The organism is Aureimonas phyllosphaerae, from assembly GCF_900113065.1.
GTDB classification, from domain to species: domain Bacteria; phylum Pseudomonadota; class Alphaproteobacteria; order Rhizobiales; family Rhizobiaceae; genus Aureimonas; species Aureimonas phyllosphaerae.
Genome location: NZ_FOOA01000003.1, coordinates 384,718 through 409,008 on the forward strand (window position 1 = coordinate 384,718; position 24,291 = coordinate 409,008).

Annotated in this window: 25 protein-coding genes; 13 read left to right on the top strand and 12 right to left on the bottom strand. The window is 66.6% G+C overall.

The window, feature by feature from the left end; genetic code table 11:
- Nucleotides 1–3 precede the first annotated feature (3 nt).
- The 6 genes from BM175_RS06955 to BM175_RS06980 all read right to left on the bottom strand — a co-directional run bounded on the left by BM175_RS06955 (nucleotide 4) and on the right by BM175_RS06980 (nucleotide 6,621).
- On the bottom strand, nucleotides 4–822 hold the full coding sequence (locus tag BM175_RS06955) for a dipeptide ABC transporter ATP-binding protein (protein ID WP_090961127.1): 819 nt from the start codon (nucleotides 820–822) through the stop codon (nucleotides 4–6).
- Nucleotides 819–1,658, bottom strand: coding sequence for an ABC transporter ATP-binding protein (locus BM175_RS06960; RefSeq protein ID WP_090961130.1), 840 nt, complete (start codon nucleotides 1,656–1,658; stop codon nucleotides 819–821). The genes BM175_RS06955 and BM175_RS06960 overlap by 4 nt, the downstream gene beginning before the upstream one ends.
- 5 nt (nucleotides 1,659–1,663) lie before the next feature.
- The gene (locus BM175_RS06965; protein ID WP_244545917.1) at nucleotides 1,664–2,518 is read right to left on the bottom strand and encodes an ABC transporter permease subunit; all 855 of its coding nucleotides are present in this window, start codon (nucleotides 2,516–2,518) and stop codon (nucleotides 1,664–1,666) included.
- 97 nt (nucleotides 2,519–2,615) lie between these two features.
- Nucleotides 2,616–3,623 (bottom strand): ABC transporter permease subunit, encoded by a 1,008-nt coding sequence (locus tag BM175_RS06970; RefSeq protein ID WP_055890215.1) that lies wholly within the window; start codon nucleotides 3,621–3,623, stop codon nucleotides 2,616–2,618.
- A gap of 135 nt (nucleotides 3,624–3,758) precedes the next feature.
- Complete coding sequence (locus tag BM175_RS06975) at nucleotides 3,759–5,354, bottom strand: ABC transporter substrate-binding protein (protein ID WP_090961136.1); 1,596 nt, start codon at nucleotides 5,352–5,354, stop codon at nucleotides 3,759–3,761.
- Nucleotides 5,355–5,457: 103 nt separating this feature from the next.
- Entirely contained in the window at nucleotides 5,458–6,621 is a 1,164-nt protein-coding gene (locus BM175_RS06980) for an Mrp/NBP35 family ATP-binding protein (protein WP_090961138.1), read from the bottom strand.
- Between the two features lie 92 nt (nucleotides 6,622–6,713).
- On the opposite strand from BM175_RS06980, the gene BM175_RS06985 reads away from it, so the two are divergent.
- A complete protein-coding gene (locus BM175_RS06985) occupies nucleotides 6,714–7,472 on the top strand; it encodes a HugZ family pyridoxamine 5'-phosphate oxidase (protein WP_090961141.1) in 759 nt (252 codons plus the stop codon).
- A 21-nt stretch (nucleotides 7,473–7,493) separates the two neighbouring features.
- On the opposite strand, the gene BM175_RS06990 is transcribed toward BM175_RS06985, so the two are convergent.
- The 5 genes from BM175_RS06990 to BM175_RS07010 form a co-directional block, all read right to left on the bottom strand.
- Nucleotides 7,494–7,799, bottom strand: a complete 306-nt coding sequence (locus BM175_RS06990; RefSeq protein ID WP_139224578.1) for a hypothetical protein — start codon at nucleotides 7,797–7,799, stop codon at nucleotides 7,494–7,496.
- A gap of 55 nt (nucleotides 7,800–7,854) precedes the next feature.
- Nucleotides 7,855–8,136: a glycine zipper domain-containing protein gene (locus BM175_RS06995; protein ID WP_244545907.1), complete on the bottom strand. Its 282-nt coding sequence runs from the start codon at nucleotides 8,134–8,136 to the stop codon at nucleotides 7,855–7,857.
- A gap of 74 nt (nucleotides 8,137–8,210) precedes the next feature.
- Nucleotides 8,211–8,501 carry a hypothetical protein gene (locus tag BM175_RS07000; protein ID WP_090961147.1) on the bottom strand — a complete coding sequence of 97 codons (291 nt, stop codon included), beginning with the start codon at nucleotides 8,499–8,501 and terminating at the stop codon, nucleotides 8,211–8,213.
- Nucleotides 8,502–8,647: 146 nt separating this feature from the next.
- A complete protein-coding gene (locus BM175_RS07005; protein ID WP_090961151.1) occupies nucleotides 8,648–9,613 on the bottom strand; it encodes a sensor histidine kinase in 966 nt (321 codons plus the stop codon).
- 263 nt (nucleotides 9,614–9,876) lie between these two features.
- Nucleotides 9,877–10,668: a response regulator gene (locus BM175_RS07010; RefSeq protein WP_055890324.1), complete on the bottom strand. Its 792-nt coding sequence runs from the start codon at nucleotides 10,666–10,668 to the stop codon at nucleotides 9,877–9,879.
- Between the two features lie 309 nt (nucleotides 10,669–10,977).
- Between BM175_RS07010 and BM175_RS07015 the strand changes: the two genes are divergently transcribed.
- The 6 genes from BM175_RS07015 (at nucleotide 10,978) to BM175_RS07040 (ending at nucleotide 13,339) form a co-directional block, all read left to right on the top strand.
- Entirely contained in the window at nucleotides 10,978–11,190 is a 213-nt protein-coding gene (locus BM175_RS07015) for a NepR family anti-sigma factor (protein WP_090961325.1), read from the top strand.
- Between the two features lie 5 nt (nucleotides 11,191–11,195).
- Nucleotides 11,196–11,747, top strand: a complete 552-nt coding sequence (locus BM175_RS07020) for a sigma-70 family RNA polymerase sigma factor (RefSeq protein ID WP_090961155.1) — start codon at nucleotides 11,196–11,198, stop codon at nucleotides 11,745–11,747.
- Between the two features lie 83 nt (nucleotides 11,748–11,830).
- Nucleotides 11,831–12,154 carry a hypothetical protein gene (locus tag BM175_RS07025; RefSeq protein WP_090961158.1) on the top strand — a complete coding sequence of 108 codons (324 nt, stop codon included), beginning with the start codon at nucleotides 11,831–11,833 and terminating at the stop codon, nucleotides 12,152–12,154.
- A 12-nt stretch (nucleotides 12,155–12,166) separates the two neighbouring features.
- Nucleotides 12,167–12,616, top strand: coding sequence for a hypothetical protein (locus BM175_RS07030; RefSeq protein ID WP_090961160.1), 450 nt, complete (start codon nucleotides 12,167–12,169; stop codon nucleotides 12,614–12,616).
- Between the two features lie 159 nt (nucleotides 12,617–12,775).
- Complete coding sequence (locus BM175_RS07035) at nucleotides 12,776–13,033, top strand: hypothetical protein (protein WP_139224579.1); 258 nt, start codon at nucleotides 12,776–12,778, stop codon at nucleotides 13,031–13,033.
- A gap of 24 nt (nucleotides 13,034–13,057) precedes the next feature.
- Nucleotides 13,058–13,339, top strand: coding sequence for a hypothetical protein (locus BM175_RS07040; protein WP_090961166.1), 282 nt, complete (start codon nucleotides 13,058–13,060; stop codon nucleotides 13,337–13,339).
- 147 nt (nucleotides 13,340–13,486) lie between these two features.
- Here BM175_RS07040 and BM175_RS07045 read toward each other — a convergent pair whose 3' ends face one another.
- Complete coding sequence (locus BM175_RS07045) at nucleotides 13,487–14,395, bottom strand: diacylglycerol/lipid kinase family protein (RefSeq protein ID WP_090961169.1); 909 nt, start codon at nucleotides 14,393–14,395, stop codon at nucleotides 13,487–13,489.
- 149 nt (nucleotides 14,396–14,544) lie between these two features.
- Here BM175_RS07045 and BM175_RS07050 point away from each other — a divergent pair, with 149 nt between their 5' ends.
- The 6 genes from BM175_RS07050 to BM175_RS07075 all read left to right on the top strand — a co-directional run bounded on the left by BM175_RS07050 (nucleotide 14,545) and on the right by BM175_RS07075 (nucleotide 24,228).
- Nucleotides 14,545–14,709 (top strand): DUF1328 domain-containing protein, encoded by a 165-nt coding sequence (locus BM175_RS07050; protein WP_082505607.1) that lies wholly within the window; start codon nucleotides 14,545–14,547, stop codon nucleotides 14,707–14,709.
- A 127-nt stretch (nucleotides 14,710–14,836) separates the two neighbouring features.
- Nucleotides 14,837–16,477 carry a PRC-barrel domain-containing protein gene (locus tag BM175_RS07055; protein ID WP_090961171.1) on the top strand — a complete coding sequence of 547 codons (1,641 nt, stop codon included), beginning with the start codon at nucleotides 14,837–14,839 and terminating at the stop codon, nucleotides 16,475–16,477.
- 278 nt (nucleotides 16,478–16,755) lie between these two features.
- Nucleotides 16,756–18,024 carry an efflux RND transporter periplasmic adaptor subunit gene (locus BM175_RS07060; RefSeq protein ID WP_090961174.1) on the top strand — a complete coding sequence of 423 codons (1,269 nt, stop codon included), beginning with the start codon at nucleotides 16,756–16,758 and terminating at the stop codon, nucleotides 18,022–18,024.
- On the top strand, nucleotides 18,021–21,170 hold the full coding sequence (locus BM175_RS07065) for an efflux RND transporter permease subunit (RefSeq protein WP_090961177.1): 3,150 nt from the start codon (nucleotides 18,021–18,023) through the stop codon (nucleotides 21,168–21,170). The genes BM175_RS07060 and BM175_RS07065 overlap by 4 nt, the downstream gene beginning before the upstream one ends.
- Before the next feature lie 320 nt (nucleotides 21,171–21,490).
- On the top strand, nucleotides 21,491–22,396 hold the full coding sequence (locus tag BM175_RS07070) for a LysR substrate-binding domain-containing protein (RefSeq protein WP_090961179.1): 906 nt from the start codon (nucleotides 21,491–21,493) through the stop codon (nucleotides 22,394–22,396).
- A 17-nt stretch (nucleotides 22,397–22,413) separates the two neighbouring features.
- Nucleotides 22,414–24,228, top strand: a complete 1,815-nt coding sequence (locus BM175_RS07075) for an ABC-F family ATP-binding cassette domain-containing protein (RefSeq protein WP_090961182.1) — start codon at nucleotides 22,414–22,416, stop codon at nucleotides 24,226–24,228.
- Nucleotides 24,229–24,291 lie beyond the last annotated feature (63 nt).

Here is a 24,291-nt window from a genome sequence, read left to right on the forward strand (position 1 = left end):
GCCTCAGGCGCGTTCGGCCATGCGGCGGCGGATGCTGTCCACGTCGGCGCGCGGCGTCGAGGCGAAGAGCTTCTGCGTGTAGTCGTGGCTCGGCGCGTTGAAGACCTCGTCGCGCGTGCCGTATTCCACCACCTCGCCGTAGTACATCACCATCACCGTGTCGGCGATGTAGCGCACCACCGACAGGTCGTGGCTGATGAAGACGTAGGTGAGGCCGAGCTCGTCCTGAAGGTCGGCGAGAAGATTCAGGATCTGCGCCTGCACCGAAAGGTCGAGCGCCGACACCGGCTCGTCGAGCACAAGGAGGCTCGGGTTGAGCATCAGAGCGCGGGCGATCGCGATGCGCTGGCGCTGGCCGCCCGAGAACATGTGCGGATAGCGATTGTAGTGCTCCGGCCCGAGGCCGACCTTCACCAGCATCGCCATCGCCCGCTCGCGCCGCTCGGCGGCAGGCATGTCGGTGTTGAGCGCCAGCGGCTCGGTCAGGACGTCGCCGACCTTCTGGCGCGGGTTGAGCGAGCCGTAGGGGTTCTGGAACACCATCTGCACCTTGCGGCGCATCTCGCGCGTCACGCCCTTCTCGATGCGCATCGGCTGGCCGTCGATGAAGAGCTCGCCCGCCGTCGGCTCGTCGATCAGGGTCAGGATGCGCGCGAGCGTGGACTTGCCGCAGCCCGACTCACCGACGATCGCGAGCGTCTTGCCCTTCTCGACCGAGAAGGACACGCCCTTGACGGCATGGACGGCCTTCGGCGCCGAGAAGAGCCCCTGCGGCACGAGGTAGTCGCGCTTGATGCCGTGCGCTTCGAGGACGGGACTCATCGGGCAGCCTCCAGGGCCATGGCGTCGGCGACGGTCGGCAACCGGTCGCCGGTGGCGTTCTCCGGCAGCGCCGAGAGGAGCGCGCGCGTGTAGGGGTTCTTCGGGTTCTCGAAAAGTTCGAGCACGCCCGCCTCCTCCATCTTGCGCCCCTTGTACTGGACGACGACGCGGTGTGCCGTCTCGGCGACGACGCCCATGTCGTGGGTGATCATGATGAGACCCATGCCGTGCTCGCGCTGCAGCCCGACGAGGAGATCGAGGATCTGCTTCTGGATCGTCACGTCGAGCGCCGTCGTCGGCTCGTCGGCGATCAGGAGCTTAGGATTGCAGGCGATCGCCATCGCGATCATCACGCGCTGGCACTGGCCGCCCGACATCTGGTGCGGGAAGCTCGACATGCGACCTTCCGGGTCGGGAATGCCGACCGACTGGAGAAGCTCGATCGCGCGGCGCTTGCGCTCCGCCCGGCCGAGGCCGAGGTGGAAGCGCAGCGTCTCGGTGAGCTGGAAGCCGACCGTGAAGCACGGGTTGAGGCTGGCCATCGGCTCCTGGAAGATCATCGCGATGTCGCGTCCGACGATCTGGCGGCGCTCGCGCGACGAGAGCGTCAGGAGATCGCGACCCTCGAAGGTGAGGCGGTCGGCAGTGACGGTCGCCGTCTTCGGCAGGAGGCCCATGGTGGCCAGCATGCCGACCGACTTGCCCGAGCCGGACTCGCCGACGATCGCGAGGACTTCGCGCTGGTCGACATGCAGATCGATGCCGTCGACCGCCTTGAACGGCCCTGCGGCCGTGTCGAAGCTGACGGAGAGGTTGCGGATTTCGAGAAGGCTCATGGACGTCAGCTCCGGCGCATCTTCGGGTCGAGCGCGTCGCGCAGACCGTCGCCGATGAGATTGATGGCGAGCACCGTGACGAGGATGGCGAGACCCGGGAAGGTCACGACCCACCACGCGCGCAGCACGAACTCGCGCGCCTCGGCGAGCATCGTGCCCCATTCGGGCGTCGGCGGCTGGGCGCCGAGCCCGAGGAAGCCGAGCGCGGCGGCATCGAGGATGGCGTTCGAGAAGGACAGCGTCGCCTGCACGATGAGGGGCCCGAGGCAGTTCGGCAGGATCGTCTTGAACATCAACCGGATCGGCCCCGCGCCGACGACGCGGGCGGCGGTGACGTATTCGCGCTCCTTCTCGGCCATCACCGAGGCGCGGGTCAGGCGCACGAAATGCGGCTGGAGGACAAGCGCGATCGCGATCATCGCGTTGACCAAGCCGGGCCCGAGGATGGCGACCAGCACCAGCGCGAGAAGAAGCGACGGAAAGGCGAGGATCACGTCCATAACGCGCATGATCACCGTGTCGACCCAGCCGCGGAAATAGCCCGCGATCAGGCCGATTACGATGCCCGTCGACACCGCGAGGATGACGACGAAGGTGCCGATGAACAGCGAATACTGCGCGCCGTAGATCAGGCGCGAGAGGATGTCGCGGCCGACGGCGTCGGTGCCGAGGAGGTAGGACCACTGCCCGCCCTGCATGAAGGCGGGCGGGACCAGGAGTGCGGCGCGGTTCTGCGCCACGGGATCGTGCGGGGCGATGAACGGCGCGAGGAATGCCACTAGGACGACGAGCGCGAACACCGCAAGGCCGGCGACGGCCCCGCGATTGACCGAGAAGTAGTACCAGAATTCCTTCAGCATCCGGCGGCGCTGGCCGGTCTCGGGCTTGCGGTCGGGGATCAGCGAACCGACGCCGGCTTCCGCTTCCTGGGCTTCGATATGGGACATCGTGGCTCTCCTATCGGGCCCGGACGCGGGGATTGATGAGGCCGTAGAGAAGATCGACCACGAGGTTCACGACCATCACGACGATGGCGATGAGGAGAAGGCCGCCCTGGACGACCGGATAGTCGCGGCGGAAGACCGAATCGACCATCCACTTGCCGATGCCCGGCCAGGAGAAGATCGTCTCGGTGAGGATCGCGCCGGCCATCATCACGCCGATCTGCAGACCGATCGTGGTGACGACCGGGATCAGCGCGTTGCGTAAGGCATGGATGCCGACGACGCGGGTCGACTTCAGGCCCTTGGCGCGAGCGGTGCGCACATAGTCCTCGCTGAGGACCTCGAGCATCGCCGAGCGCGTCTGGCGTGCGATGACCGCGAGCGGGATCGTGGCCAGGACGACGCCCGGCAGGATGAGGTGGCTGATCGCCGACTTGAACGCGCCGGCCTGCCCCGACAGGAGGCTGTCGATCAACATGAAGCCGGTCACGGGCGGAAAGAAGTAGAGGAGCGAGATGCGGCCGGAAACCGGCGTCCAGCCGAGCGTGCCGGAGAAGAAGATGATGAGAAGGAGGCCCCACCAGAAGATCGGCATGGAATAGCCGACGAGGGCCGTGCCCATGATGGTCTGGTCGAGCCACGATCCGCGCTTCACGGCGGCGAAGACGCCGGCCGGGACGCCGATCGCGACCGCGATCAGGATTGCAAAAAGCGACAATTCAACGGTCGCCGGAAACAGCGTCATGAACTCGGTAAGGACCGGGCGACGCGTGACGATCGAGGTGCCGAAGTCGCCGGCGAAAAGGCCCGTGAGATAGTGCCAGAACTGGATCGGCAGCGGCTGGTCGTAGCCGAGGAGCGCGGTGAGCTGGGCGTGGCGCTCGGGGCTGATGCCGCGCTCGCCGGCCATCAGCGTGACGGGGTCGCCGGGCAGAAGGCGGATGAAGGAAAAGGCGACGATCGCCACGCCGACGAAGGTCGGCACGAGGACGCCGAGGCGCGCTACGATGAAGCGGAACATGTGTGAGGCCCTTGGAGGTCCTTGAGCCGCAACCAGCGGCTGAAGCCGATTTCTCTAGCGGAAACCAGAGGTTCGGCCAAACGAAAAGGGGAACGGCGCAGGGCCGCTCCCCTTCCCGGCGATGATGCGGTCGTCTTACTCGGTGATGTCGACGCCGTCGAACGTGTAGTCGCCGAGCGGGCTCTGGACGAAGCCGGTCACGTTCTTGCGCATCGGCACGTAGACGACCGAGTGGGCGATCGTAGCCCAAGGGGCCTGATCCTTGAAGATCACCTGAGCCTCTTCGTAGAGCTTGGCGCGCTCATCCTGCGTCGGCTTGGCCTTGGCTTCCTGGACGAGCTTGTTGAAGTCCTGGTTGCACCACTGCGCGCGGTTCGCACCGCCCACGGCGTCGCAGCCGAGAAGCACGGCGAGGAAGTTGTCCGGATCGCCGTTGTCGCCGGTCCATCCGAGCAGCACCGCGCCGTCGCGGTCCTCGGCCTTCGAGCGCTCGAGATACTCACCCCATTCGTAGGTGACAATCTCGGCCTTCACGCCGACCTTGGCGAAGTCCGACTGGATCAGCTCGGCCATGCGCGCGGCGTTCGGGTTGTAGGGACGCGAGACGGGCATGGCCCAGATCTTCATCGACAGGTCTTTGACGCCGGCCGCTTCCAGCGCCTTCTTGGCGGCTTCCGGATCGTAGGCGTCGTCCTTGAGCTGCGCGTTGTAGCTCCACATGGTCGGCGGGATCGGCGCGACGGCCTTGGTGCCGGCGCCCTGATAGACGGCCGAGATGATCGCGTCCTTGTCGATCGCCATGTTGAGGGCCTTGCGGACCTCCGGCTTGTCGAACGGCGCCTGCTTGGTGTTGTAGGCGAGGAAGCCGATGTTGAGGCCTTCCTGCTCGTCGACCTTGAGGTCGGCGTTCTGCTGCAGCGAAGGCACGTCGGCCGGGTTCGGATAAGCCATCAGGTGGCACTCGCCGGCGGCGAGGCGCTGCTGGCGGACCGAGGCTTCCTTGGTGATGGCGAAGACGAGGTCGTCGATCGGCTGCTTGCCGCCCCAGTAGTCGGCAAACGCCTGGTAACGGATCACGGCGTCGGGCTGGTAGGCCACGAACTGGAACGGACCGGTGCCGATCGGCGCCTGGTTGAATTGCGCCTGGCTCCCGGACTCGGCGAGCTTGTCAGCGTATTCCTTCGAGACGATCGAGGCGAACGGCATCGCGACGTTGGCGATGAACGGCGCGTAGGGCGTGTTCAGCGTGAAGCGCACCGTCATGTCGTCGACCTTTTCGATCGACTTCACGGTCTCGGGCATCGACATCGAGGCGTAGTATTCCCACGACGCGCCCGAGACGTATTGGTGCCACGGGTTCTGCGCGTTGCCCTGACGGTCGAACGAGAACACGACGTCGTCGGCGTTCATGTCGCGCGTCGGCGTGAAGTTGGCGTTCGAGTGGAACTTGACGCCCGGGCGCAGCTTGAACGTGTACTGCAGGCCGTCAGGCGAGACTTCCCAGCTCTCGGCCAAGCCCGGCTCGGTCTCGGTCGTGCCCTTCTTGAACTCGGCGAGCCGGTTGTAGACCGGGTGCGCCGAAGCGTCGAACGTGGTGCCCGCGGTGTAGAGGCCGGGGTCGAAGCCCTCGGGCGAGCCTTCGGAGCAGAAGACGAAGGTTTTGGCCGAAGCGGCCGAGCCGAGCGCGAGGACGATCGCCGTCGCCGCCAGAAGCTTCTTGGTCAGACCCATGAAACGCGTTCTCCCATGAACGTGCCTAAGACGGCTGCATTGCCGCCGGAAGGGCACATTTCGACCACGAGTCGGTCCTCACGCAAGCAGCTTTTTTGTTTTCTCACTCAAAAACGATCTCGGGTGCCTTGCCCGCCGACGCGCCCGATGCCTCGATTGACGAAAGCGTGCGCTCGGCGATGGCCGCGTAGGCGCGCGCATGAGGCCCATCGGGCTGGACGGCCATGACGGGGGCGCCGGCATCCGAGCCTTCACGAATCGCCATCTCGAGCGGCACCTCCCCGAGGAACGGAACCCCAAGGCGCTCCGCCTCGGCCCGCGCCCCGCCGTGACCGAAGATGTCGTAGCGCCGCCCGGTGTCCGGCGCCACGAAGTAGCTCATGTTCTCGACGATGCCGAGCACCGGCACCTCGACCTTGCGGAACATCGCCAGCCCCTTGCGCGCATCGATCAGCGCGAGGTCCTGCGGTGTCGACACGATCACGGCGCCGGCCAGCGGCACCTGCTGGGCCATGGTCAGTTGCGCGTCGCCGGTGCCCGGCGGCATGTCGACCACGAGAATGTCGAGCGGCGCCCAGGCCACCTCCCGGAGCATCTGGTTCAGCGCCGACATCACCATCGGGCCGCGCCAGATCATCGGCGTGTCCTCCTCGACGAGGAAGCCCATCGACATGGCCTTCAGGCCGTAGGCCTCCATCGGACGCATCACCCGGCCGTTCTCCAGCTCCGGCCGCCCCCGCAGCCCCAGTAGACGCGGCACCGAGGGGCCGTAGATGTCGGCATCGAGAAGGCCGACACGCAGGCCGAGCGCCGTGAATCCGAGTGCCAGGTTGACGGCGGTCGTGGACTTGCCGACGCCGCCCTTGCCGCTGGCGACGGCGACGATCCGGCCGACGCCCTCGACACCCTGTCGGGCAGCGCGCGGCGGCTGCGGTGGTTGCGCGGGCCGCGATGCCGCCGGCGGCGCACTTCTGGCGGCAGGACGGGGCGCAGGCGGGCGGGCCTCCATGCCGCCGCCGCGCCGCTCGGCGGTCAGAGCGACCATGGCGCTCGACAGGCCGGGAACCGCGGCCGCCCGGCGCTCGGCCTCCTGCCGCAGCCCCTCGAAACGCTGGGCCTCGGCGGCCGGGACGCTGATGGAGAAGAACGCCTTGCCGTCGGCGATGAAGATGTCCGAGACCATGCCGCGCGAGACGACGTCGCCGCCGCCGGGCGCCGGCAGCGCGCTGAGCACCTCAAGGATCTTGGTCTTCTGGTCCTCGGACATCGGGGCTCCTGTACCGGCTGCGGCGCGCGGCTTGCACGCCATGTGACCCGCAGATAGGGGATTTGGTTCAGCGATGGGAGTGCCCCGATCCGATGACGCCGACCCCGCCCCTTGCGCCCTCCCCCTATCTTCGCGCCGACGACGAGGCCTTGGCGCTTGCCCGCCGCCTCTTGCGAATCGCGCGCCATGCAGCGCTCGCCTGGCTCGATCCCGAAACGCATGCGCCGATGACAAGCCGCGTGGCGCTCGCCGCCGACGTCGATGGCAGCCCCATCCTTCTCCTGTCGCAACTGTCAAGTCACACCCGCGCGCTCGGTGCCGATCCCCGTATCTCCCTTCTCGTCGGCGAAACCAACGAAGGCGATGCCTTGAACCAGCCCCGCCTGTCGCTGGCGGGCTCGGCGATGGGGCCGATCGCGGGCGATGCCGACACCTACGAACGGCTCATGCGACGCTTCACGACACATCACCCCTCGGCCCGGCTCTACGGCACCTTTTCGGACTTCTCCTGCTGGCGGGTCGAGATCGGTTCCGCCTTCCTCAATGCCGGGTTTGCGCGCGCCTATCCGCTCGGGCGGGACGACGTCATAGACGCTGTGGACGCCGACATTCTGACGGCGGAAACGCGGGTCGTGGACCACATGAACGAGGATCACGCCGCCGTCCTCGACGGGATCATGGCTCGGCGCGGGTCGGCGGACGCAGGCTGGCGCATCGTGACGCTGGATCGGCGGGGCTTCGAGCTCGTTCTCGATAGCCGCGTCGAACGCGTCGAATTCGAAGAGGCCGTCGCATCGGCTGCAGATTTCCGATCGGCCTTCGTGGCCCTCGCCCGCGCCCTTGACGAATGAACAGGCTGAAAGACGTCCGGCTCAGAGCTTAAAACCGTCGGGGCAATCGGCCCGAAATCGGTTTCCGACCGCATTCTCGAAGATGCAGCGACCGCGATCCGTACCCGATTGACCGATCAGACGATCGCCCGGCCGGGCCACGATCTCCGGCAGCCTGCCGGGCGCATAGGCGGAAACGCCACCTGAACCGAGGCCGAACACGGCGGGCAGGACATCGGACTGGCAGCCGGAGAGGACGGCACAACTGGCAGCGAGCAGGACGGCCGGTGTCGTTCGCCTCAAAACGTTGCGCTGGCCACACATCAATTTCGCCCTCGTCCGCTTCATTGGCAAAAACCCGCCGGTTCGGGATGAACCGGCGGGCGATGCGACTGCGCTGACCTTAGTAGCCGGCGGGGCAATCGGCGTAGTAGCGCTGGCCGCGACCGTCGCGATAAACGCACTGGCCCGGACGATTGGTCGCCGCACCCAGAAGGGCGCCACCCGCGCCGCCGACCGCCGCGCCGATCAGGGCGCCGCGGGCGTTGCCCGAGATGCCCGCACCGATGGCAGCGCCGCCGAGAGCGCCGATGCCCGCCGGCACTGCCACATTGCTGTCGACCGACTGGCAGCCGGCAAGAGCGAACGTGCTGGCCGCCACGGCGGCCAAGATCATCGATTTCATCAGATGCTTTCCCAACTAACGGAGTGTCCCGACCACGCTAGATAGAGGGAGGGCAGGCAGCGTCCAGCCGGATTCTATCGCGCGGCAACGAGCTGCGGCGCGTCCGTCAGTTCTACTGTCAGTTGGCCGGACCGGTTCACCGCCCATTCGACGGACGCCGACCCGTCGACCTCCGCCTGCGTCAGACCGGAACAGGTCGCCATCACGCGGCGGTCGTAGGTGCCCGACAGACGCATCTCCAGCGGCTTGGCGGCCTCGCAGTCTTCGAGCGAGCGATAGATCGGTTGGGGAACCGGAATCTCCGTGCAGACGGAGGCGTCCGGCGAGCAACCGACGAGCAGAAGAAGAGCGGCGACGTGTTCCATGGCGGCGATCCTTTCGCCCCATTAACCCCTTGCGCCGTCAGCGGTTCCCGGTCGAAGTGGACGACGTTCGCTGGAACGGCGATCGCGTACCAGACACAGGCTGGATCGCGAGATGACGCACGGCCATCGGCCTTGCGCGCTGCATTTCAGTTGTCGACCAACTCGAACTGGTTGCGCGGGACGCGAAGCCAGTACTGGATGCCGTCGGGGCGGTACTCGAGAGCCGCCTCGCCGCCCACGGAATTCGGCACGATACGCTCCAGCGTCGAGGTGCCAAAGCGAGGGTCGTAGTCGACCCGCACCCTCGGGCCATTCGATTCGCGCCAGCGCAGCATCAGCGAGGTCTGCCCCTCGCGCGTTTCGATGCGCGAGACGATCTCGATCCGTCCGCCAGGCACCGAGAGCGCGCCATAGGACGCGGCGTTGACGGCCAGTTCGTGAAGCGCGAGCCCGACATGGAGTGCCGCGGTCGGGGTCAGATAAACGTCGACGCCCTCGAAGCGGATCTGCTCCATGCCATCGGGAGCGTACCGCTCCACCTGGAGCGTCACGAGGCTGAAGAGGTCGGCACCCCGCCAGTCGGTGTCGGTCACGATGTCTTGCGACGACGCCAGCGACTGGATGCGGCCACGGAAGCGGACAAGGAATTCCGGCACGGTCACGGAGTGACGGGCGGTCTGGCTCGCCAGGCTCTGGATGATGGCCAGAAGGTTCTTGGAACGGTGGGACACCTCGCGAAGGAGGGTCTTCAGGGTGTCCTCGCGCCGCTTCTGGTCGGTGATCTCGACCGATGTGCCGATCAGGCCGATCACCTCGCCCTCGTCGTTCCGGTCGACATCGACGCGAACGTCGAACCAGCGCACCGTGTCGCCGCTCGCCACCGGCAGTTCGAAGCGAACGGGAGCGCCGGTCTTCAGCGTCTCGGCCTTGATCGCCTTCGCCTTGTCGGCTGCGGGAGCCGGAAGGAAGTCCTGGTCGCAGTCACCGTTGCGGGCTTCGGCGAGCCACGAACCTTGCGCGTTGAACAGCCAGAGGTAGCGCAGGTCCATGTCCTGCGCGAAAAGGGTCATTTCGGTATTGGCGACCGCTTTGAGAGCCTTGTAGGCTACCATGACACAGCGCTCACGCCGCCGTGTGATCGCCTCAGCGGCGAGCCTGCCTGCGATTCGAACGACAGGGCACGGTCGAAACGGGCGCCTGAGCGTCTACCGTTCAGCCTTGCGGTCATGTCGGACGAACCTTTCCAAAAGCCAGAGGACCTCTCCCACAGGCTCTTACACGTCAATATGCGCCAACGGAGCGGGACCGCGACGGGTTCCCGCCCTGCAGGGACCGGCATGATACCGGGTGGGTCCCTGCCGACGTCGAAGCGTCGTCAGGCCGCTTCGCGCTCGGTCTCGAAGAACAGCGCCTGGCTGATCAGGGCCTTCACCATGTCCGGATTGAACGGCTTGGTGACAAGGAAGGTCGGCTCCGGCCGCTCGCCGGTCAGCAGGCGCTCAGGGAAGGCAGTGATGAAGATCACCGGCACCGACACCTTGGCGAGGATGTCGTTCACCGCATCGATGCCCGAGGAGCCGTCGGCGAGCTGGATGTCGGCGAGGACCATGCCGGGCTTCTGCTGCTCGAAGAGCGCGATGGCCTCCTTGTGCGTGCGCGCGATGCCGGTCACACCGTGGCCGAGGCTCTCCACCATCTGCTCGATGTCCATCGCGATCAGAGGCTCGTCCTCGATGATCATGATGTTGGTCGAGACCTGACGGCCGATATCGGCGCTCGCCTGGCCGATAAGATCGGAGAAGTCGCTCTCGCCGACGCCGAGGATGTGGGCGGCCTCCTCGGTGGTGAAGCCCTCGACGGCCACCAGAAGAAAAGCCTGACGCGGCAGCGGGGAGATGCCGCGCAGGTTGCGCGAAGCCTTCTCTTCCCAGGCCGAGACCGGCGCGTCCTCGCGCACGTTCACTTCCACCGACTGCCACAGCGAGGAGAACAGCTTGTAGAGCGAGATCCGGGGGCTTTCCTGCGTGTCGAAGAGGCTCGGTTCCGCGATCAGAGCCTCGAGGACCGCCGCCACATACGCGTCGCCGGAGGACTGCGAACCGCTCAATGCGCGAGCATACCGCCGGAGATACGGGATGTGCGGCGCAATGCGCGAGGACATCGACATGAACATTCCCTCGTAGCTTGACCGGGCTCCGCGCCCGGATCTGACCTTGTCTATGCGGCGACGAAAGTCGGCCCCGGCCGGAGCGGCGACGGAAACGTCGGCCGCCAGTGGACTTCGCGCACCCGGCCCTAGTTAAGGCAACAGGCGCGAAACGCTAGACCTTCGAGCACAACATTTCCCTCGAGCCGTCGAGACACTTGCGAACCGACGGCGCTCCTACATCTAGCGCAGCATGCATTGCGACAGCCGGACGCGAAGGCCGGCAGGGCGAGAGGTGGAATGGAAGACCGCAGGAACAAAGGCACCGTCATGCCCGAGACCCAGGACACGAACACCTCGACGGATTCGGATGCCGCGAACAGCCAACCGACGGACCTCGGTTCGAGTTCCGCGATCGGCAGGCGTCTGAAGGCTTATTACGACGACGTGGCGAGCGAGCCTGTGCCCGATCGCTTCATGTCGCTGCTCGACGCTCTCGATGCGGCGGAAGCCCGGTCGAAGTCGTCGAAGGAAGGAAACTGAGCCAGATGGCGCAGGACACCGACTTCCGTAAAGAACTGATCGCGATCATCCCGAATCTTCGCGCCTTCGCCGCGTCGCTGGCGGGCTCTTTCGATCGCGCCGACGATCTCGTGCAGGAGACCCTCGTGAAAGCGTGGGACAAGCAGCACACGTTCCAGCCCGGCACCAATCTCAAGGCTTGGCTGTTCACGATCCTACGCAACGAGTTCTACACGCAGATGCGCAAGAAGGGCCGCGAGGTCCAGGACGTGGACGGTATCCACGCCATGCAGCTCGCGGGCCATCCGGAGCAGCAAGGCCATCTCGATCTTCAGGACTTCCGTAAGGCGTTGGAACAACTGCCCGACGACCAGCGCGAGGCGCTGATCCTGATCGGCGCGTCCGGTTTCTCCTACGAGGAAGCCGCCGAGATCTGCAAATGCGCCGTCGGCACGATCAAGAGCCGCGTCTCGCGGGCCCGCACCCGCATGGCCGACCTCCTCGGCATCGAGGGCGACGGAGAGTTCGGGCCCGATTCGATCTCGTCGCAAATAATCGGGGTCGCTCCGGCCGCCTGACAGGGAACTTCCTTGGCAGGCAAACGATTTCCGCAAACAGGGACGGCCGCGGCCAACCCGTCAACGTAAGAGGACCAGTACCCATGTCGAACACCACGTCCAACGAGTTCTCGACCGGCGCGAGCACCGGTGCCGATCGCGCCGAACTCGAGGCGCAGATCTCCAAGCTGCGGGAGGACGTGGCCGGCGTCACCGAGACGCTCAAGTCGATGGCGACAAACCGTGCCGAGAACGCGAAGCAGCAGGCCTACCAGTTGCGCGACGAGGGCGAGCGCTACTTCCGTCAGGCGCAGGAGACCGTCAGCGAATTCGAGGAAGAGGTCAGCGAGCGCGTTCGCGCCGAGCCGATCAAGAGCATCCTGATCGCCGCTGCCGTCGGCTACGTCTACGCCCGCCTCTTCCGCTAAGCCGTTCGCGCGATGGTGTTCCAACTCATCTCGCGACTCCTGACGGGCGAGGCGTCGATCTATTTCGCGAGGCTGCGAACGATCGCCACGATCTACGTGGTGATGGGCATCTTCGCCCTGGCGATGCTGTTCTTCCTATTCCTGGCTCTGTTTGCCTGGATCGCACATAGCATCGGCGTCGTCGCGACAGCCCTGATCTTCGCCGCTGCCTGCCTCGTCATCCTGATCGGCGTCTACATCTTCCTCACGATCGCCCGACGTCCGCCTCGGCGCAGGGCTCGCGAGCGGATGCAGAGCGATGTGGCCTCGATCGCCTCGGTTGCGGCGGTATCCAATCTGCCGCTCCTGTTCCGGAGCCTTCGGCGGAGGAAGTCGCTGCTGATCGTACCGGTCGCCGCAGCTTCGGTCTGGGGCGTATTCCGTGTGCTCCAGAACTGGCGGGACGGCGGCTACGGCCGCTGAACCGCGAGGACCGATCCCAGCGGCGCGCCTGAACCGGGCGCGCCGTTTTCATATCACGAGCGCATGATCCTCGGCGATTCTCGCCTGTCCCGGGATCGTTTCCACCGCTGCAAAGTTATTTCATCGACGGCGCGCAGGCGCGAGCAACGGAGTATCTTCATGGCTGAACTCAGAACCGACAAAGCCCGCCAGGGTCGAACCGGCCGCCCGGTGCTTTACGTGCTGATCGCTGGCCTCGCCCTCTGCCTCGTCGTCTTCATCGGGCTGCAGTTCTACAACGCGAGCCAGCCCGACCAGAACATCAACGGCGTCGAGGCGTCGGACACCACGGCAGCGCCAGCAACACCGACCAGCACGCAGACCGGCGTCGTCTCGCCGAGCGCACCTGCGTCCGGAACGACCAACAGCGCGAACTGACCAGCATCCGCGGAGCCAAACGTCATGAGCAGCACTTTCGATGACAGGCTTTCGAGCCCCGACGAGATTGCTGCGAATCTCGCCGGGCATGACGACCGGCTCCGCGACATTCTTGCCGACCCCGCCCTGCCGGATCGTGACAAGCGTCAGGCGATCCAGGAGGCGCTGGACGAACTACAGCGCGAGCGTGGCGACGAGCCCGCAGCGGCCTACGAAACGCTGGAACAACGTTTCTTCGATGCCTTGTCCCTCCTTGCCGAGGGCGGGCACGACTACGAAGAATTCTCGCGCGCGGACAAGCCGTAACCGGCCGATGACCTCATGGACACGAACGATCTCCGCCGGTGAGGCAGGGGGTTTAGCGCAGTCGGAATGACTGTCGGCAAGCGTATCGCATTGCCGATCGCCGCTGTCCGTCTCACATAGCGCACGCGAATGTCGTGCGCGGCGCACTCAAAACGTCGCCTCCTCCGGCACCAGAACCTTTAGGCCGCGCGGGTGGATCTTGACCTCGGACCGCCGATCGAGAGCGCGCAACTCGCCGTCCATCACGGAACGGTTCCGGCTCTTGGAACGCCGGTGCTCGATGACGATCTCGTCTGCCGTGATGACGGTGAGGTTATCCGTATCCTTCCAGGCGCCGCGCATCATGTCCACCGTCGTCTTCAGGACAGCGAGCCGGCTCGTCGCCCGCATGATGTAGATTCCAAGCTTCCCGCCCTGCGGATCGTCCGCATATGGCAGATGCCCGTCGCCGTAGATGTTGTTGGAAATGGCGACGGCTGGTGTGCGGACCACCTGTGCCTTGCCGTCGATCTCGAAGCGCAGATCGACCATCGGCAAGGCGCCGGCCGCCGTCACGACGGCCCGTGCACTCGCCCACATCTTGCCGATGCGCGAGCTGTAGTCCAGCTTCTCGCGCGTTCTGACCATGCGTGCATGCATGCCGACGGCGAACTGGTGGACAAAGTAACGCCCATTCACGCTGGCGATGTCGACGTCCGTGATCCGGCCGTTTGCCAGCGCCTTCACCGCCGGGTCGAGACCCATCGGAATCTGCAGCGAGCGGGCAAAGAGGTTCATTGTGCCCGCCGGCAGGATGCCGAGTGCGATCTGCGTTCCGGCAACGGCCGCCGCGGCGGACGACACCGTCCCATCCCCGCCGCCGACCATCAGGACGTCGAGGTCGTCGCGTCGGGCCTGCCGTTCGATGCTTTCGCCGACTTCGGGTCCGTCCACGAGTTCGACCTCGGCCTCGTGGCCGTGGAGCTGGAACTCGCCTCGGATCGCCGAGCTGAGGAGCTCGAGGTCCGTGGTGCGCAGGGTGCCGCCGTGCCGGTTGAGGATGGCGTGGACTTTCATGACCTGCGCAAAACTCCGTTGCGATGCTCGCCGGCCATATGGTGCGGAGCGGCGATCCGAAAATGCCTGCCGACCGCCCCTGCGCTGGGAACTTCGAAGAACCGCTTCCCGTTCTCCGCCGCAGCAAGTTCAGTCTGTGGAGTTTCGCAATGATCGAGTGGATCGTCATACTTCTCGTGGTGGCGGCGATCGCCAGCCTTCTCGGCTTCCGGGGCGTCGCGGGCGTTTCGGCCGGCATCGCGAAGGTGCTGATTCTGATCGTTCTCGTCGGTTTCCTGCTTCTCTTATTCTTCGGCGTGATCGCTTTTGCCTAAGTTCACGCCCGGTTTTCCTTTTCGTGAGCCGGGAACCTTAGCAACGGCCATAGGTTGAACGCCCATCATCCGAAGCCCGATCGCCACCGACGACCGGGCGCATCAATTCGATAAAGGGGAGTCTTCGATGGTCCGCACACTTCTGGCCACCACGGCCATGGCCGCCGTCCTCGCGACCGGCGCACTGGCACAGACCACCACGACCACGGGCGAGCAGCCCGCGATGAACGCCGCACCCGCCGGCACCATGGCTCCGGCCGCGGGCGGAATGGACGCCAATTCAGCTTCGGGCATGCAGTCCGACACGGCCAACGCCACCGCTGACATCGCCTACGTCCAGTCGCTCGGCGCCGACCAGCACCTCGTGACCGATCTCGACGGCCAGACCGTCTACGCCTCGAACGCCGCGGACGCTGAGTCGGCCGGCGAGATCGAGAACTTCATCGTGAGCGCCGACGGCACCGTGGTCGCGGCCGTCGTCGACATGGGCTCGTTCCTCGGCGACCAGTCGAAGACCGTTGCCGTCCCCTACGACAAGATCGAATGGACCACGGGCGAGAACAACCAGCCGCGCGCCGTTCTGACCGCAACCCGCGACGAGCTCGCTGCGGCACCGGCCTTCACGGTCAACAACCAGCCGGTTTCCACGGTTGCCAGCAACACCACGGACGACTCCGGCTCGACCAACATGAGCGGCCAGGGCAACATGGCGGCCAACAGCACCGCCGCCGGCAATGCGGGCGCGACCAACACGCTGAACGGCAACATGGCGGGCGGCACGATGGCGTCGGGCGGCATGGCAGCCGAGACCATGGCGCCGTCCTCGACCTCGAACATGGCCGCCAACACCACGACGTCCGGTGCGTCAGGCGAGTATGTCGCCACGCTCGCCAACGGTCAGTTCCTCTCCGACGACATCGTCGGCGACAACGTCTATTCGGGCCCGGCGGCTGACGCCGACAACATCGGCGAGATCAACGATCTGGTGCTCGCCTCCGATGGCCGCGTGCAGGCCGTGATCGTGGGTGTCGGCGGCTTCCTCGGCATCGGCGAGAAGGATGTCGGCGTTCCGTTCGACAACATCTCGATGAATGCCGATCCGTCGGGCGAGCCGCGTGCGGTCCTCGCCGCCAGCAAGGAGCAGTTGACCAACGCTCCGGCGTTCCAGAAGGGCGAAGACCGCATGGCGGCCAACACGGCTGCCGATACGGCCGCCAACACGATGGGCGCTGCTGGCGCTGCCGCGACCGGCATGGCGGCGGGCACTGCCGGCATGGCTTCGGGCATGGCGTCCGGCACAACCGACACGGCCGCCAACACCACGACGCCCGCCGCCAGCGGCATGGCTTCGTCGGGCATGGAGTCCACCGCCTCGACCAGCGGCAACACGCCGGCCGCCAACGTCGGCACGCCGGTGACGGGTGCTGACCTTACGGCCGACAACCTGATCGGCACCTCGGTCTACGGCCCAGACAACCAGACGATCGGCTCGATCGGCGACATCGCGCTGACGCCGGACGGTCAGGTCGACGCCGTGATCGTGGATGTCGGCGGCTTCCTCGGCATCGGCGCCAAGCCGGTGGCGGTCGCCATGGACAACCTCCAGTTCATGCGGGACTCCGGCGGGTCGCTGACGCTGACGACGCAGTTCACGCAGGACCAGCTGCGCAACGCGCCCGAGTTCAACCGTGACACCTATGCCGAGAATCGCGACCAGATGCGCGTGAACAATCCGGGCGACATTCCGGCGGCCCCGGCGGCGCAGTAAGCCCGCCGCGCCCGACCTGACGACACGACCAGCAAGGCCCGCCATATGGCGGGCCTTGTTTCGTTGCCGCTCACGTTTTCGTTCTGCATCCTTACCAAAATTTATGGGAGCCCCGCCGCCCTAATCGTCTATCGTTCCTCGTCGGAAGGCTGACCGGTCGCCGACGCTTTGGCGCTGACCGTGACCATCTTCCATGCCCCGCACGCGCCGCGAAGCCGGCGGATCACTCAAGATCTAGCCGCTCGGGCATCCCGCCCTCGCGACAACCAAGGGTTTTCATGGCCGTTCTCCGACAGATCGTCGTCACGCTTCTGATGATCGCGGCCGCTGGCTGCGCGTGGCTTTATCTGTCCCCGGCCCCCGGCCGCTTTCTTCTCAGCGACGGAAGGTTGCCGGAGACGCTGCGACCGCTGGTCAGTGCGATTTCGCCTGCTGACGACGAGCCCAAGGTTGGCGCGACGCCGGCCCGACAGGGAGCGGACCGCCAGGCGCCGCTCGTTGCCGTGGCACAGGCGCAGCCGCTGGTGACGCGCGACCGGCTGCGCGCCATCGGAACCGGCGAAGCGCTGCGCACCGTCGCGGTAAGGCCTGACGTGACCGGTATCATCAAGTCTTTGTCGTTCCGCTCAGGCGATGCAGTGGAGGCGGGCGCCGTGCTTGCCGAACTACAGGACGATGCCGAACGCATCGCGGTCGACCGGGCGCGCATTGCGGTGGCGACCGCGGAGGATCAGCTTCGTCGCTACGAGACCCTGTCGACCACCGGCGCCTCCATTACCTCCGTCCAGCTGGAAGAGGTGCGCCGGGCGCGCGACGCTGCAGCGCTCGACCTGCAGGCCGCCGAGGTGGCGCTGGCCAAACGCAGCATCCGGGCGCCGATCGGCGGGCATGTCGGCCTCCTCAATCTCGAGGTCGGCGCGCTGGTCGACGGCTCAACCCTGATTGTGACCGTCGACGATCGATCCGAACTGCGCATCCTGTTCGACGCGCCGGAAGCCTTCGCCTCACAGCTCTCGGTCGGCCATCCCGTCTCGGCGGTCCCCGCGACCCGATCGGGCGATACCTACCAAGGCATCATCACCGCGCTCGACAGCCGCCTCGATCAGGCAAGCCGCACCCTGCGCGCCGAGGCCACGATCGACAATGCGGGCGACCGGCTGCGACCAGGACTGTCCTTCTCGATCGAGATCGGCTTCGAAGGACAGACCTACCTCGCGGTCAATCCGCTGGCCGTGCAATGGGAGCGCACCGGCCCCTTCGTCTGGATGGTGGCGGACGACAAGACCACCAAGGCCCCGATCGCCATCATCGAACGCAACGTCGACACCGTCCTCGTCGCCTCGGATACGCTGAGGGCCGGCGATACCGTGGTGACCGAAGGCGTCCAGCTCCTGCGCGATGGCGGTACCGTTCGCGTGCGTCCGACCACCGGGATCGACACGCTGCCGTCGAACCAGGATCCGCCGACGGCCGAAACGCTGGCGCCGGGACGCCGCGCGGATGCCGGCGCGGCGATCGCGCCAACGGCCGGAACGAGCGCCCGATGAGCGGCGGCGCAGCCAAGCCGGACGGACTGACGGCCCTCACCTCGCTCTTCATTCGCCGACCGGTCTTCACGATCGTCGTCAACCTCCTGATCATCGTCGCGGGCCTTGCCGCCTTCAATGCGGTCGAAATCCGCGAGCTGCCGAACGTCGACCGCCCCGTCATCACGGTCACCACCAGCTTCCAAGGTGCCTCGGCCGAGGTGGTGGACCGGCAGTTGACGAGTACGATCGAAAGCGCGGTGGCGCGCGTCGCCGGCATCGCCTCGATCTCCTCGTCGTCGCGCTTCGGCATGAGCCGCGTCACCGTGGAGTTCACCGACTCCACCGACCTCAACATTGCGGCGAGCGACGTGCGCGACGCCGTCGCTGGTATTGCCAACCAGTTGCCGGACGACGCCGACGAGTCCCGCATCGTCAAGGCCGATGCTGACGCTGACGCGATCATGCGTCTGGCGGTCCTGTCGAACTCGCTGCCGATCGAGGATCTGACCACGCTGGTCGACGACCGCATCGCGGATCGCGTCGCGGCCGTCGAGGGTGTGGCCGACGTCGATCTGTCCGGCGAGCGCGAGCGCCTCGTCTATATCGATGTGCGCCCCGACGAACTGGCGACGCGCGGGCTGACGCTCGGCGACGTGTCGAGCGCACTCGCCAACGCCTCGTTCGACCAGCCTGCCGGCCAGCTGGAATCACCAACGCAGAACCTCGTGGTGCGCGCCGATGCCGGTCTATCGACGCCGGAAGCCTTCGGCGCGGTTCTCCTGAACGCACAGACCCGTCTGCGCGATGTCGCGAGCGTGCGCTTCGGCCCGGACGAGGCAGCCTCCAAGACGCGCGTCAACGGCGAGACCGGCATCGGCCTCGGCGTCATCCGGCAGGCCGGCTCGTCCACGCTGGCGATCTCGGAAGGCGTGCACGCCGCCGTCGCCGAACTCAACGCATCCCTGCCGGAGGGGACGCGCGTCATCGTCACGTCCGACGAGGCGACCTTCATCAACGGCTCGATCCACGAGGTCGAGCTGACGCTGGCGCTCGCCATCGTGATCGTCGTCGCCGTGATCTACGCGTTCCTGATGAACTTCCGCGCGACGCTGATCCCGACGCTCACCATCCCCATCGCGCTGATCGGCGTGGTGGCGGGCATCTATCTCGTCGGCTTCTCCGTCAACATCATCACGCTCCTGGCGTTGGTGCTCGCCACCGGCATGGTGGTCGACGACGCGATCATCGTGCTCGAGAACATCATCCGCTGGCGCAACATGGGCCTGACGGTCCGCGCCGCGAGCGTCGTCGGCACGCGCGAGGTGTTCTTCGCGGTGATCTCGACCACCGCGACGCTGGCGGCCGTGTTCATTCCGATCTCGTTCCTGCCGGGCGTCGCGGGCGGGCTGTTCCGCGAGTTCGGCTTCGTGCTGGCGATCTCCGTCACGCTCTCGGCCTTCATTGCCCTGACGCTGTGCCCGATGCTGGCCGCCCATCTTCTCGGCGAGGCGGAAACCGAACGCCAGCCGGGAGCGCTGAAGCGTGCGACGGGACGAGCCGGCGAGTGGTTGGCGAGGCTCTATGCCGGTGCGCTGCGAAAGGCCCTGGCCTATCCGCTGGCGGTGATCGTCGTCTCGGCGATCTTCGCCGGTGCAGCGATCATCACCTTTCAGAACCTACCGCAGCAGCTGACCCCGAACGAGGACCGCGGCAGTGTTCTCATGAGCATCTCGGCGCCGCAAAGCGCCAGTCTCGACTACACCGACACGCAGATGCGACGGATTGAGGAGATCGTGCTGCCCTACGTCGAAAGCGGCGAGGCAACCGGCGTCCTCGCGCGCATCGGGATGGGCACGGGCAATGGCGCCTTCATGGTGCTGACGCTGGCGCCCTGGGAGGCTCGTGAGCGCTCGCAGCAGGAGATCGCCGCCGAGCTCAACCGCGCCTTCGCCGACATTCCGGGCGTCCAGGCGCGCGCGATCCAGCCGAATTCGCTTGGCATCCGCGGCGGCGGTCGCGGTCTCCAGTTCGCGCTGGCAGGGCCGACCTACCAGATGCTGTCGGACGCGGCGACCTCGCTGGAGGAGGCGATGAATGCCGACGGTCGGTGGGGCCGTGTCCAGCTCGCCTTCGACACGACGCAGCCGCAGCTCTCGGTCGAGATCGACCGCACGCGCGCCTCCGATCTCGGCATCGACATCGACGGGCTCGCCTCAGCCATCCAGTCGCTTCTCGACGGACGCGAGATCGGCACCACCTATGTCGACGATCGCGCCGTGGACATTCACGTCGTCTCGACCTCGCAGCCGATCAACGACCCAGGCGACCTCGCCAACATCTTCATGAAGACCGGTGACGGCCGCTTCGTCCCTCTCTCCTCCATCGCGACCATCAAGGAGGAGGCCGTCGCGCCGACGCTGGCGCGCGAGGACCAGTCGCGCTCGGTCGCCATGTCGGCCGACCTGCCGGCCGGCTTCTCGATCCAGCAGGCGTGGGACCAGGCGCAGGCGTTCGCGGTCGGCAAGCTGCCAGACAGCGTTCGTCTCGTGCCTTTGGCCGAAGCTGCGACCCTGGAGGAGACGTCGAGCGGCCTTACCGTCGTCTTCGGCTTTGCGATCGTCGTCGTGTTCCTGGTGCTGGCGGCGCAGTTCGAGAGCTTCGTGTCGGCGCTCATCATCATCGCCACCGTGCCCTTCGGCGTCGCCTGCGCGGTCTACGCCATGGACTTCTTCGGCGAGACGCTGAACCTCTACTCCCAGATCGGCTTGGTGCTTCTCGTCGGCATCATGGCGAAGAACGGCATCCTGATCGTCGAGTTCGCCAACCAGCTTCGGGAGGAGGGCCGCTCCGTGCGCGAGGCGATCGAGGAGGCTTCGATCATTCGCCTGCGCCCGGTGATGATGACGATGATCGCGACGATCGTCGGCGGCGTGCCGCTGATCTTCTCGGCGGGCGCCGGCGCCGAGGCGCGCGTCTCGCTCGGCTACGTCATCGTCGGCGGCCTCGGGCTGGCGACGATCGCGACGCTCTTCCTGACGCCCGTTGCCTACCTCGCGCTGGCCCGCCTTACCAAACCGCAAGCTGAGGGCGAGGAGCAGCTGCGGCGCGACCTCGCGGCCGCCGAAGCGCTCGGCAAAGGGGGCGCGCCGACCCCGGCGGAGTAGCGGCTAGAGCCGACGTTCCCAATCCGGGCGGCAACGGACGGGGCGGGCGGACGGATGATCCGGCTGCACGTCGGCTTGGAGCGTCGCCGGTAAGGTGGGCTGATCCCAGCCGATCCTTTGCCACCAGGCGGACAGGCGCTGCCGCCATGTGGGCGCCGCGATCGATGCGGGGCCGAGGCTCCGGTAGTTCTCAAAGTTTTCGGGGGCAGCGTGTTTCATCGCCGGGCTCCAATTCGGATGCTGGCCGCGAGGATGCGCCCGGCTGGCCTTGCCGATCCAATCGAAGCTGGCGCATGATGCATAAGAAAAATTTATGCATCATGGCCCGTTCACTCCCTCCCCTATCCGCCCTGCGCGCCTTCGAGGCGGCGGCCCGCCACCTCAGCTTCACCCGCGCGGCGGAAGAGCTCGGGATGACGCAGGCGGCCATCAGCTATCAGATCAAGCTTTTGGAGGAGCGCGTCGGTGCGCCGCTCTTTTTGCGTGGGCGGCGGCAGGTCAGCTTGACCGCGGACGGCGCCCGCTTCTCGGCCGAATGCACCGCCTCGTTCGAGCGCCTGTCGGCCGCCTATGCAGATCTCTGCGGTTCGTCGGCCGGGGTTTTGTCCATCAGTTCCGTTCCGACCTTCGCGAGCTACTGGCTGGCCCGAAACCTCGGCTCCTTCCAGCTTGAACATCCCGAAACAGCCGTCCAACTGACGAGCACCCGACGCATAACCGATTTCGAGCGTGAGCCCGTTGATCTCGCCATCCGTGCGGGCGCGGGGCAGTGGACAGGCTTGACGGCGCATCTTCTCGTCGCGGTCGACTACACGCCGATGCTGAGCCCACTGTTGGCGGAAAAGCTCGGCGGGATGCCAGTAACCGCGTCGGACCTCCTGCGCTTCCCGCTCGTCAACACGACGCACGAATGGTGGGACCTCTGGTTTTCGATGATGAGCGTCTCGCAGGCCGGCTGCGATCGGCGCACCGGCCCGACGCTCGGCAGCCAGGACCTCGAGGCGATGGCAGCCATTGCGGGTCAGGGCGTCTCGTTGCTGACACCCTTCTTTTACCGGGACGAGGTCGCGGCCGGCCGCCTCGTCCAGCCCTTCGCGCCGCTCTATCCGATCGGACGCGGCTACTATTTCGTCTATCCCACGGCGCGGCGGAACGTGCCGAAGATCCGCGCATTCCGGAATTGGATCCTCCCGCATTTTTCGGCATCTTCCCTAGCCAAGGCCTGATCGGCTAGAAGCCGGCCATGGCCCCTCCCCCGCTTCTTCGCCTCGACGGCGTGCGCCTCACCTTCGGCGGCACGCCCCTTCTCGCCAACGTCGAGCTCGGTGTCTCGCCCGGCGACCGGATCGCGCTGGTCGGGCGCAACGGCTCCGGCAAGTCGACCCTTCTCAAGATCGCGGCGGGCACCGTCGAGCCGGACGGCGGCGAGGTGTTCCGCCAGCCGGGCGCGACGATCCGCTATCTCGCGCAGGAGCCGGACTTCGGCGATGCGCCGAGCGTCGAGGCCTATGTCGCGGCGGGGCTCGGCCCGGCCGACGATCTCTACCGCGTGACGCGCCTGATCGAGGGTCTCGGCCTTCGCCCCGACGCGCGGCCGGGCGACCTGTCCGGCGGCGAGGCGCGGCGCGCGGCGCTCGCGCGCGTGCTGGCGCCCGAGCCCGACATCGTGCTTCTCGACGAGCCGACCAACCACCTCGACTTGCCGACGATCGAATGGCTGGAGGAGGAGGTCGCCTCGATCCGCTCGGCCGTCGTCATCATCAGCCACGACCGCCGCTTCCTCGAAAAGACGACGCGCGCTACCGTCTGGCTCGACCGCGGCCGGGTGCGCCGGATCGAGGAAGGCTTCGGCAGCTTCGAGGCCTGGCGCGACAAGGTGCTGGAGGAGGAGGAGCGCGATCTCCAGAAGCTCGACCGCAAGATCGTGCGCGAGGAGCACTGGCTGCGCTATGGCGTGACCGCCCGGCGCACGCGCAACGAGCGGCGCCTCGCCGGCCTCCACCAGCTTCGCGCCGACCGCAAGAACGCCCGCCGCGCGACCGGCACGGTCGAGATGCAGGTCGGCGACACGCGCGAGAGCGGCAAGCTCGTGATCGAGGCGAAGGCGATCGAGAAGGCCTATGGCGAGCGGGTTCTCGTCGAGAACTTCTCGACGCGCATCCAGCGCGGCGACCGGGTCGGCTTCGTCGGCCCCAACGGCGCCGGCAAGACGACGCTCCTGAAAATGCTGATCGGCGAGGCGGAGCCCGACGCGGGCACGGTTCGCCTCGGCACCAATCTCGACCTCGCCTTCCTCGACCAGAAGCGCGCGAGCCTTCGCGACGATCTGCCCGTATCCGAGGCGCTGACCGACGGGCGCGGCGATCAGGTGATGGTGAACGGCGAGCCGCGGCACGTCGCCGGGTATCTCAAGGACTTCCTGTTCCAGCCGGAGCAGATCCGCACGCCGGTCGGCAACCTGTCGGGCGGTGAGCGGGCACGGCTCTTGTTGGCGAAGACCTTGGCGACGCCCGCCAACGTCCTGGTGCTAGACGAGCCGACCAACGACCTCGACATGGAGACGCTGGACCTTCTGCAGGAGCTCATCGCCAACTATCCCGGCACGGTGCTCCTCGTCAGCCACGACCGCGACTTCCTCGACCGCACGGTGACGAGCGTCATCTCGCCGGAGGGCAACGGTTGCTGGCTGGAATATGCCGGCGGCTACACCGACATGGCGGCGCAGAAGCGCGGCGCGCAGACGGAAGCCCGGAAAGCCGAGAAGTCCGCCGTCAAGCCCGCCGCAGCGCCGTCCGCCTCGCGACCCGCCGGACAGCCGAGCACCAAGCTCTCGTTCAAGCAGAAGTTCGCTCTGGAGAACCTGCCGAAGGAAATCGCCAAGCTGGAATCGGCGATCGCCAAAGCGGAAGCCGAGATGGCGGACCCCGCGCTCTTCGCGAAGAACCCTGACCGATTCTCGAAGCTTGCCAAGGAGAGCGAAGCGAGCCGCGCTGCTCTCGCCAAGGCCGAGGACGAATGGCTGGAACTGGAGATGCTGAAGGCCGAACTCGAGGGCTGAGCGGCATATCCGGTCTCCTGCCTTTCTATGGGGTGAGCACCGTCCGGCCGTGCCTTGCGCGAT

Coding starts and splice junctions, on each gene's coding strand:
- BM175_RS06955 (WP_090961127.1), bottom strand. CDS start 822: ATGAGTCCCGTCCTCGAAGCGCACGGCATCAAGCGCGACTACCTCGTG.
- BM175_RS06960 (WP_090961130.1), bottom strand. CDS start 1,658: ATGAGCCTTCTCGAAATCCGCAACCTCTCCGTCAGCTTCGACACGGCC.
- BM175_RS06965 (WP_244545917.1), bottom strand. CDS start 2,518: ATGCTGAAGGAATTCTGGTACTACTTCTCGGTCAATCGCGGGGCCGTC.
- BM175_RS06970 (WP_055890215.1), bottom strand. CDS start 3,623: ATGTTCCGCTTCATCGTAGCGCGCCTCGGCGTCCTCGTGCCGACCTTC.
- BM175_RS06975 (WP_090961136.1), bottom strand. CDS start 5,354: ATGGGTCTGACCAAGAAGCTTCTGGCGGCGACGGCGATCGTCCTCGCG.
- BM175_RS06980 (WP_090961138.1), bottom strand. CDS start 6,621: ATGTCCGAGGACCAGAAGACCAAGATCCTTGAGGTGCTCAGCGCGCTG.
- BM175_RS06985 (WP_090961141.1), top strand. CDS start 6,714: ATGACGCCGACCCCGCCCCTTGCGCCCTCCCCCTATCTTCGCGCCGAC.
- BM175_RS06990 (WP_139224578.1), bottom strand. CDS start 7,799: ATGAAGCGGACGAGGGCGAAATTGATGTGTGGCCAGCGCAACGTTTTG.
- BM175_RS06995 (WP_244545907.1), bottom strand. CDS start 8,136: ATGAAATCGATGATCTTGGCCGCCGTGGCGGCCAGCACGTTCGCTCTT.
- BM175_RS07000 (WP_090961147.1), bottom strand. CDS start 8,501: ATGGAACACGTCGCCGCTCTTCTTCTGCTCGTCGGTTGCTCGCCGGAC.
- BM175_RS07005 (WP_090961151.1), bottom strand. CDS start 9,613: ATGGTAGCCTACAAGGCTCTCAAAGCGGTCGCCAATACCGAAATGACC.
- BM175_RS07010 (WP_055890324.1), bottom strand. CDS start 10,668: ATGTCGATGTCCTCGCGCATTGCGCCGCACATCCCGTATCTCCGGCGG.
- BM175_RS07015 (WP_090961325.1), top strand. CDS start 10,978: ATGCCCGAGACCCAGGACACGAACACCTCGACGGATTCGGATGCCGCG.
- BM175_RS07020 (WP_090961155.1), top strand. CDS start 11,196: ATGGCGCAGGACACCGACTTCCGTAAAGAACTGATCGCGATCATCCCG.
- BM175_RS07025 (WP_090961158.1), top strand. CDS start 11,831: ATGTCGAACACCACGTCCAACGAGTTCTCGACCGGCGCGAGCACCGGT.
- BM175_RS07030 (WP_090961160.1), top strand. CDS start 12,167: ATGGTGTTCCAACTCATCTCGCGACTCCTGACGGGCGAGGCGTCGATC.
- BM175_RS07035 (WP_139224579.1), top strand. CDS start 12,776: ATGGCTGAACTCAGAACCGACAAAGCCCGCCAGGGTCGAACCGGCCGC.
- BM175_RS07040 (WP_090961166.1), top strand. CDS start 13,058: ATGAGCAGCACTTTCGATGACAGGCTTTCGAGCCCCGACGAGATTGCT.
- BM175_RS07045 (WP_090961169.1), bottom strand. CDS start 14,395: ATGAAAGTCCACGCCATCCTCAACCGGCACGGCGGCACCCTGCGCACC.
- BM175_RS07050 (WP_082505607.1), top strand. CDS start 14,545: ATGATCGAGTGGATCGTCATACTTCTCGTGGTGGCGGCGATCGCCAGC.
- BM175_RS07055 (WP_090961171.1), top strand. CDS start 14,837: ATGGTCCGCACACTTCTGGCCACCACGGCCATGGCCGCCGTCCTCGCG.
- BM175_RS07060 (WP_090961174.1), top strand. CDS start 16,756: ATGGCCGTTCTCCGACAGATCGTCGTCACGCTTCTGATGATCGCGGCC.
- BM175_RS07065 (WP_090961177.1), top strand. CDS start 18,021: ATGAGCGGCGGCGCAGCCAAGCCGGACGGACTGACGGCCCTCACCTCG.
- BM175_RS07070 (WP_090961179.1), top strand. CDS start 21,491: ATGGCCCGTTCACTCCCTCCCCTATCCGCCCTGCGCGCCTTCGAGGCG.
- BM175_RS07075 (WP_090961182.1), top strand. CDS start 22,414: ATGGCCCCTCCCCCGCTTCTTCGCCTCGACGGCGTGCGCCTCACCTTC.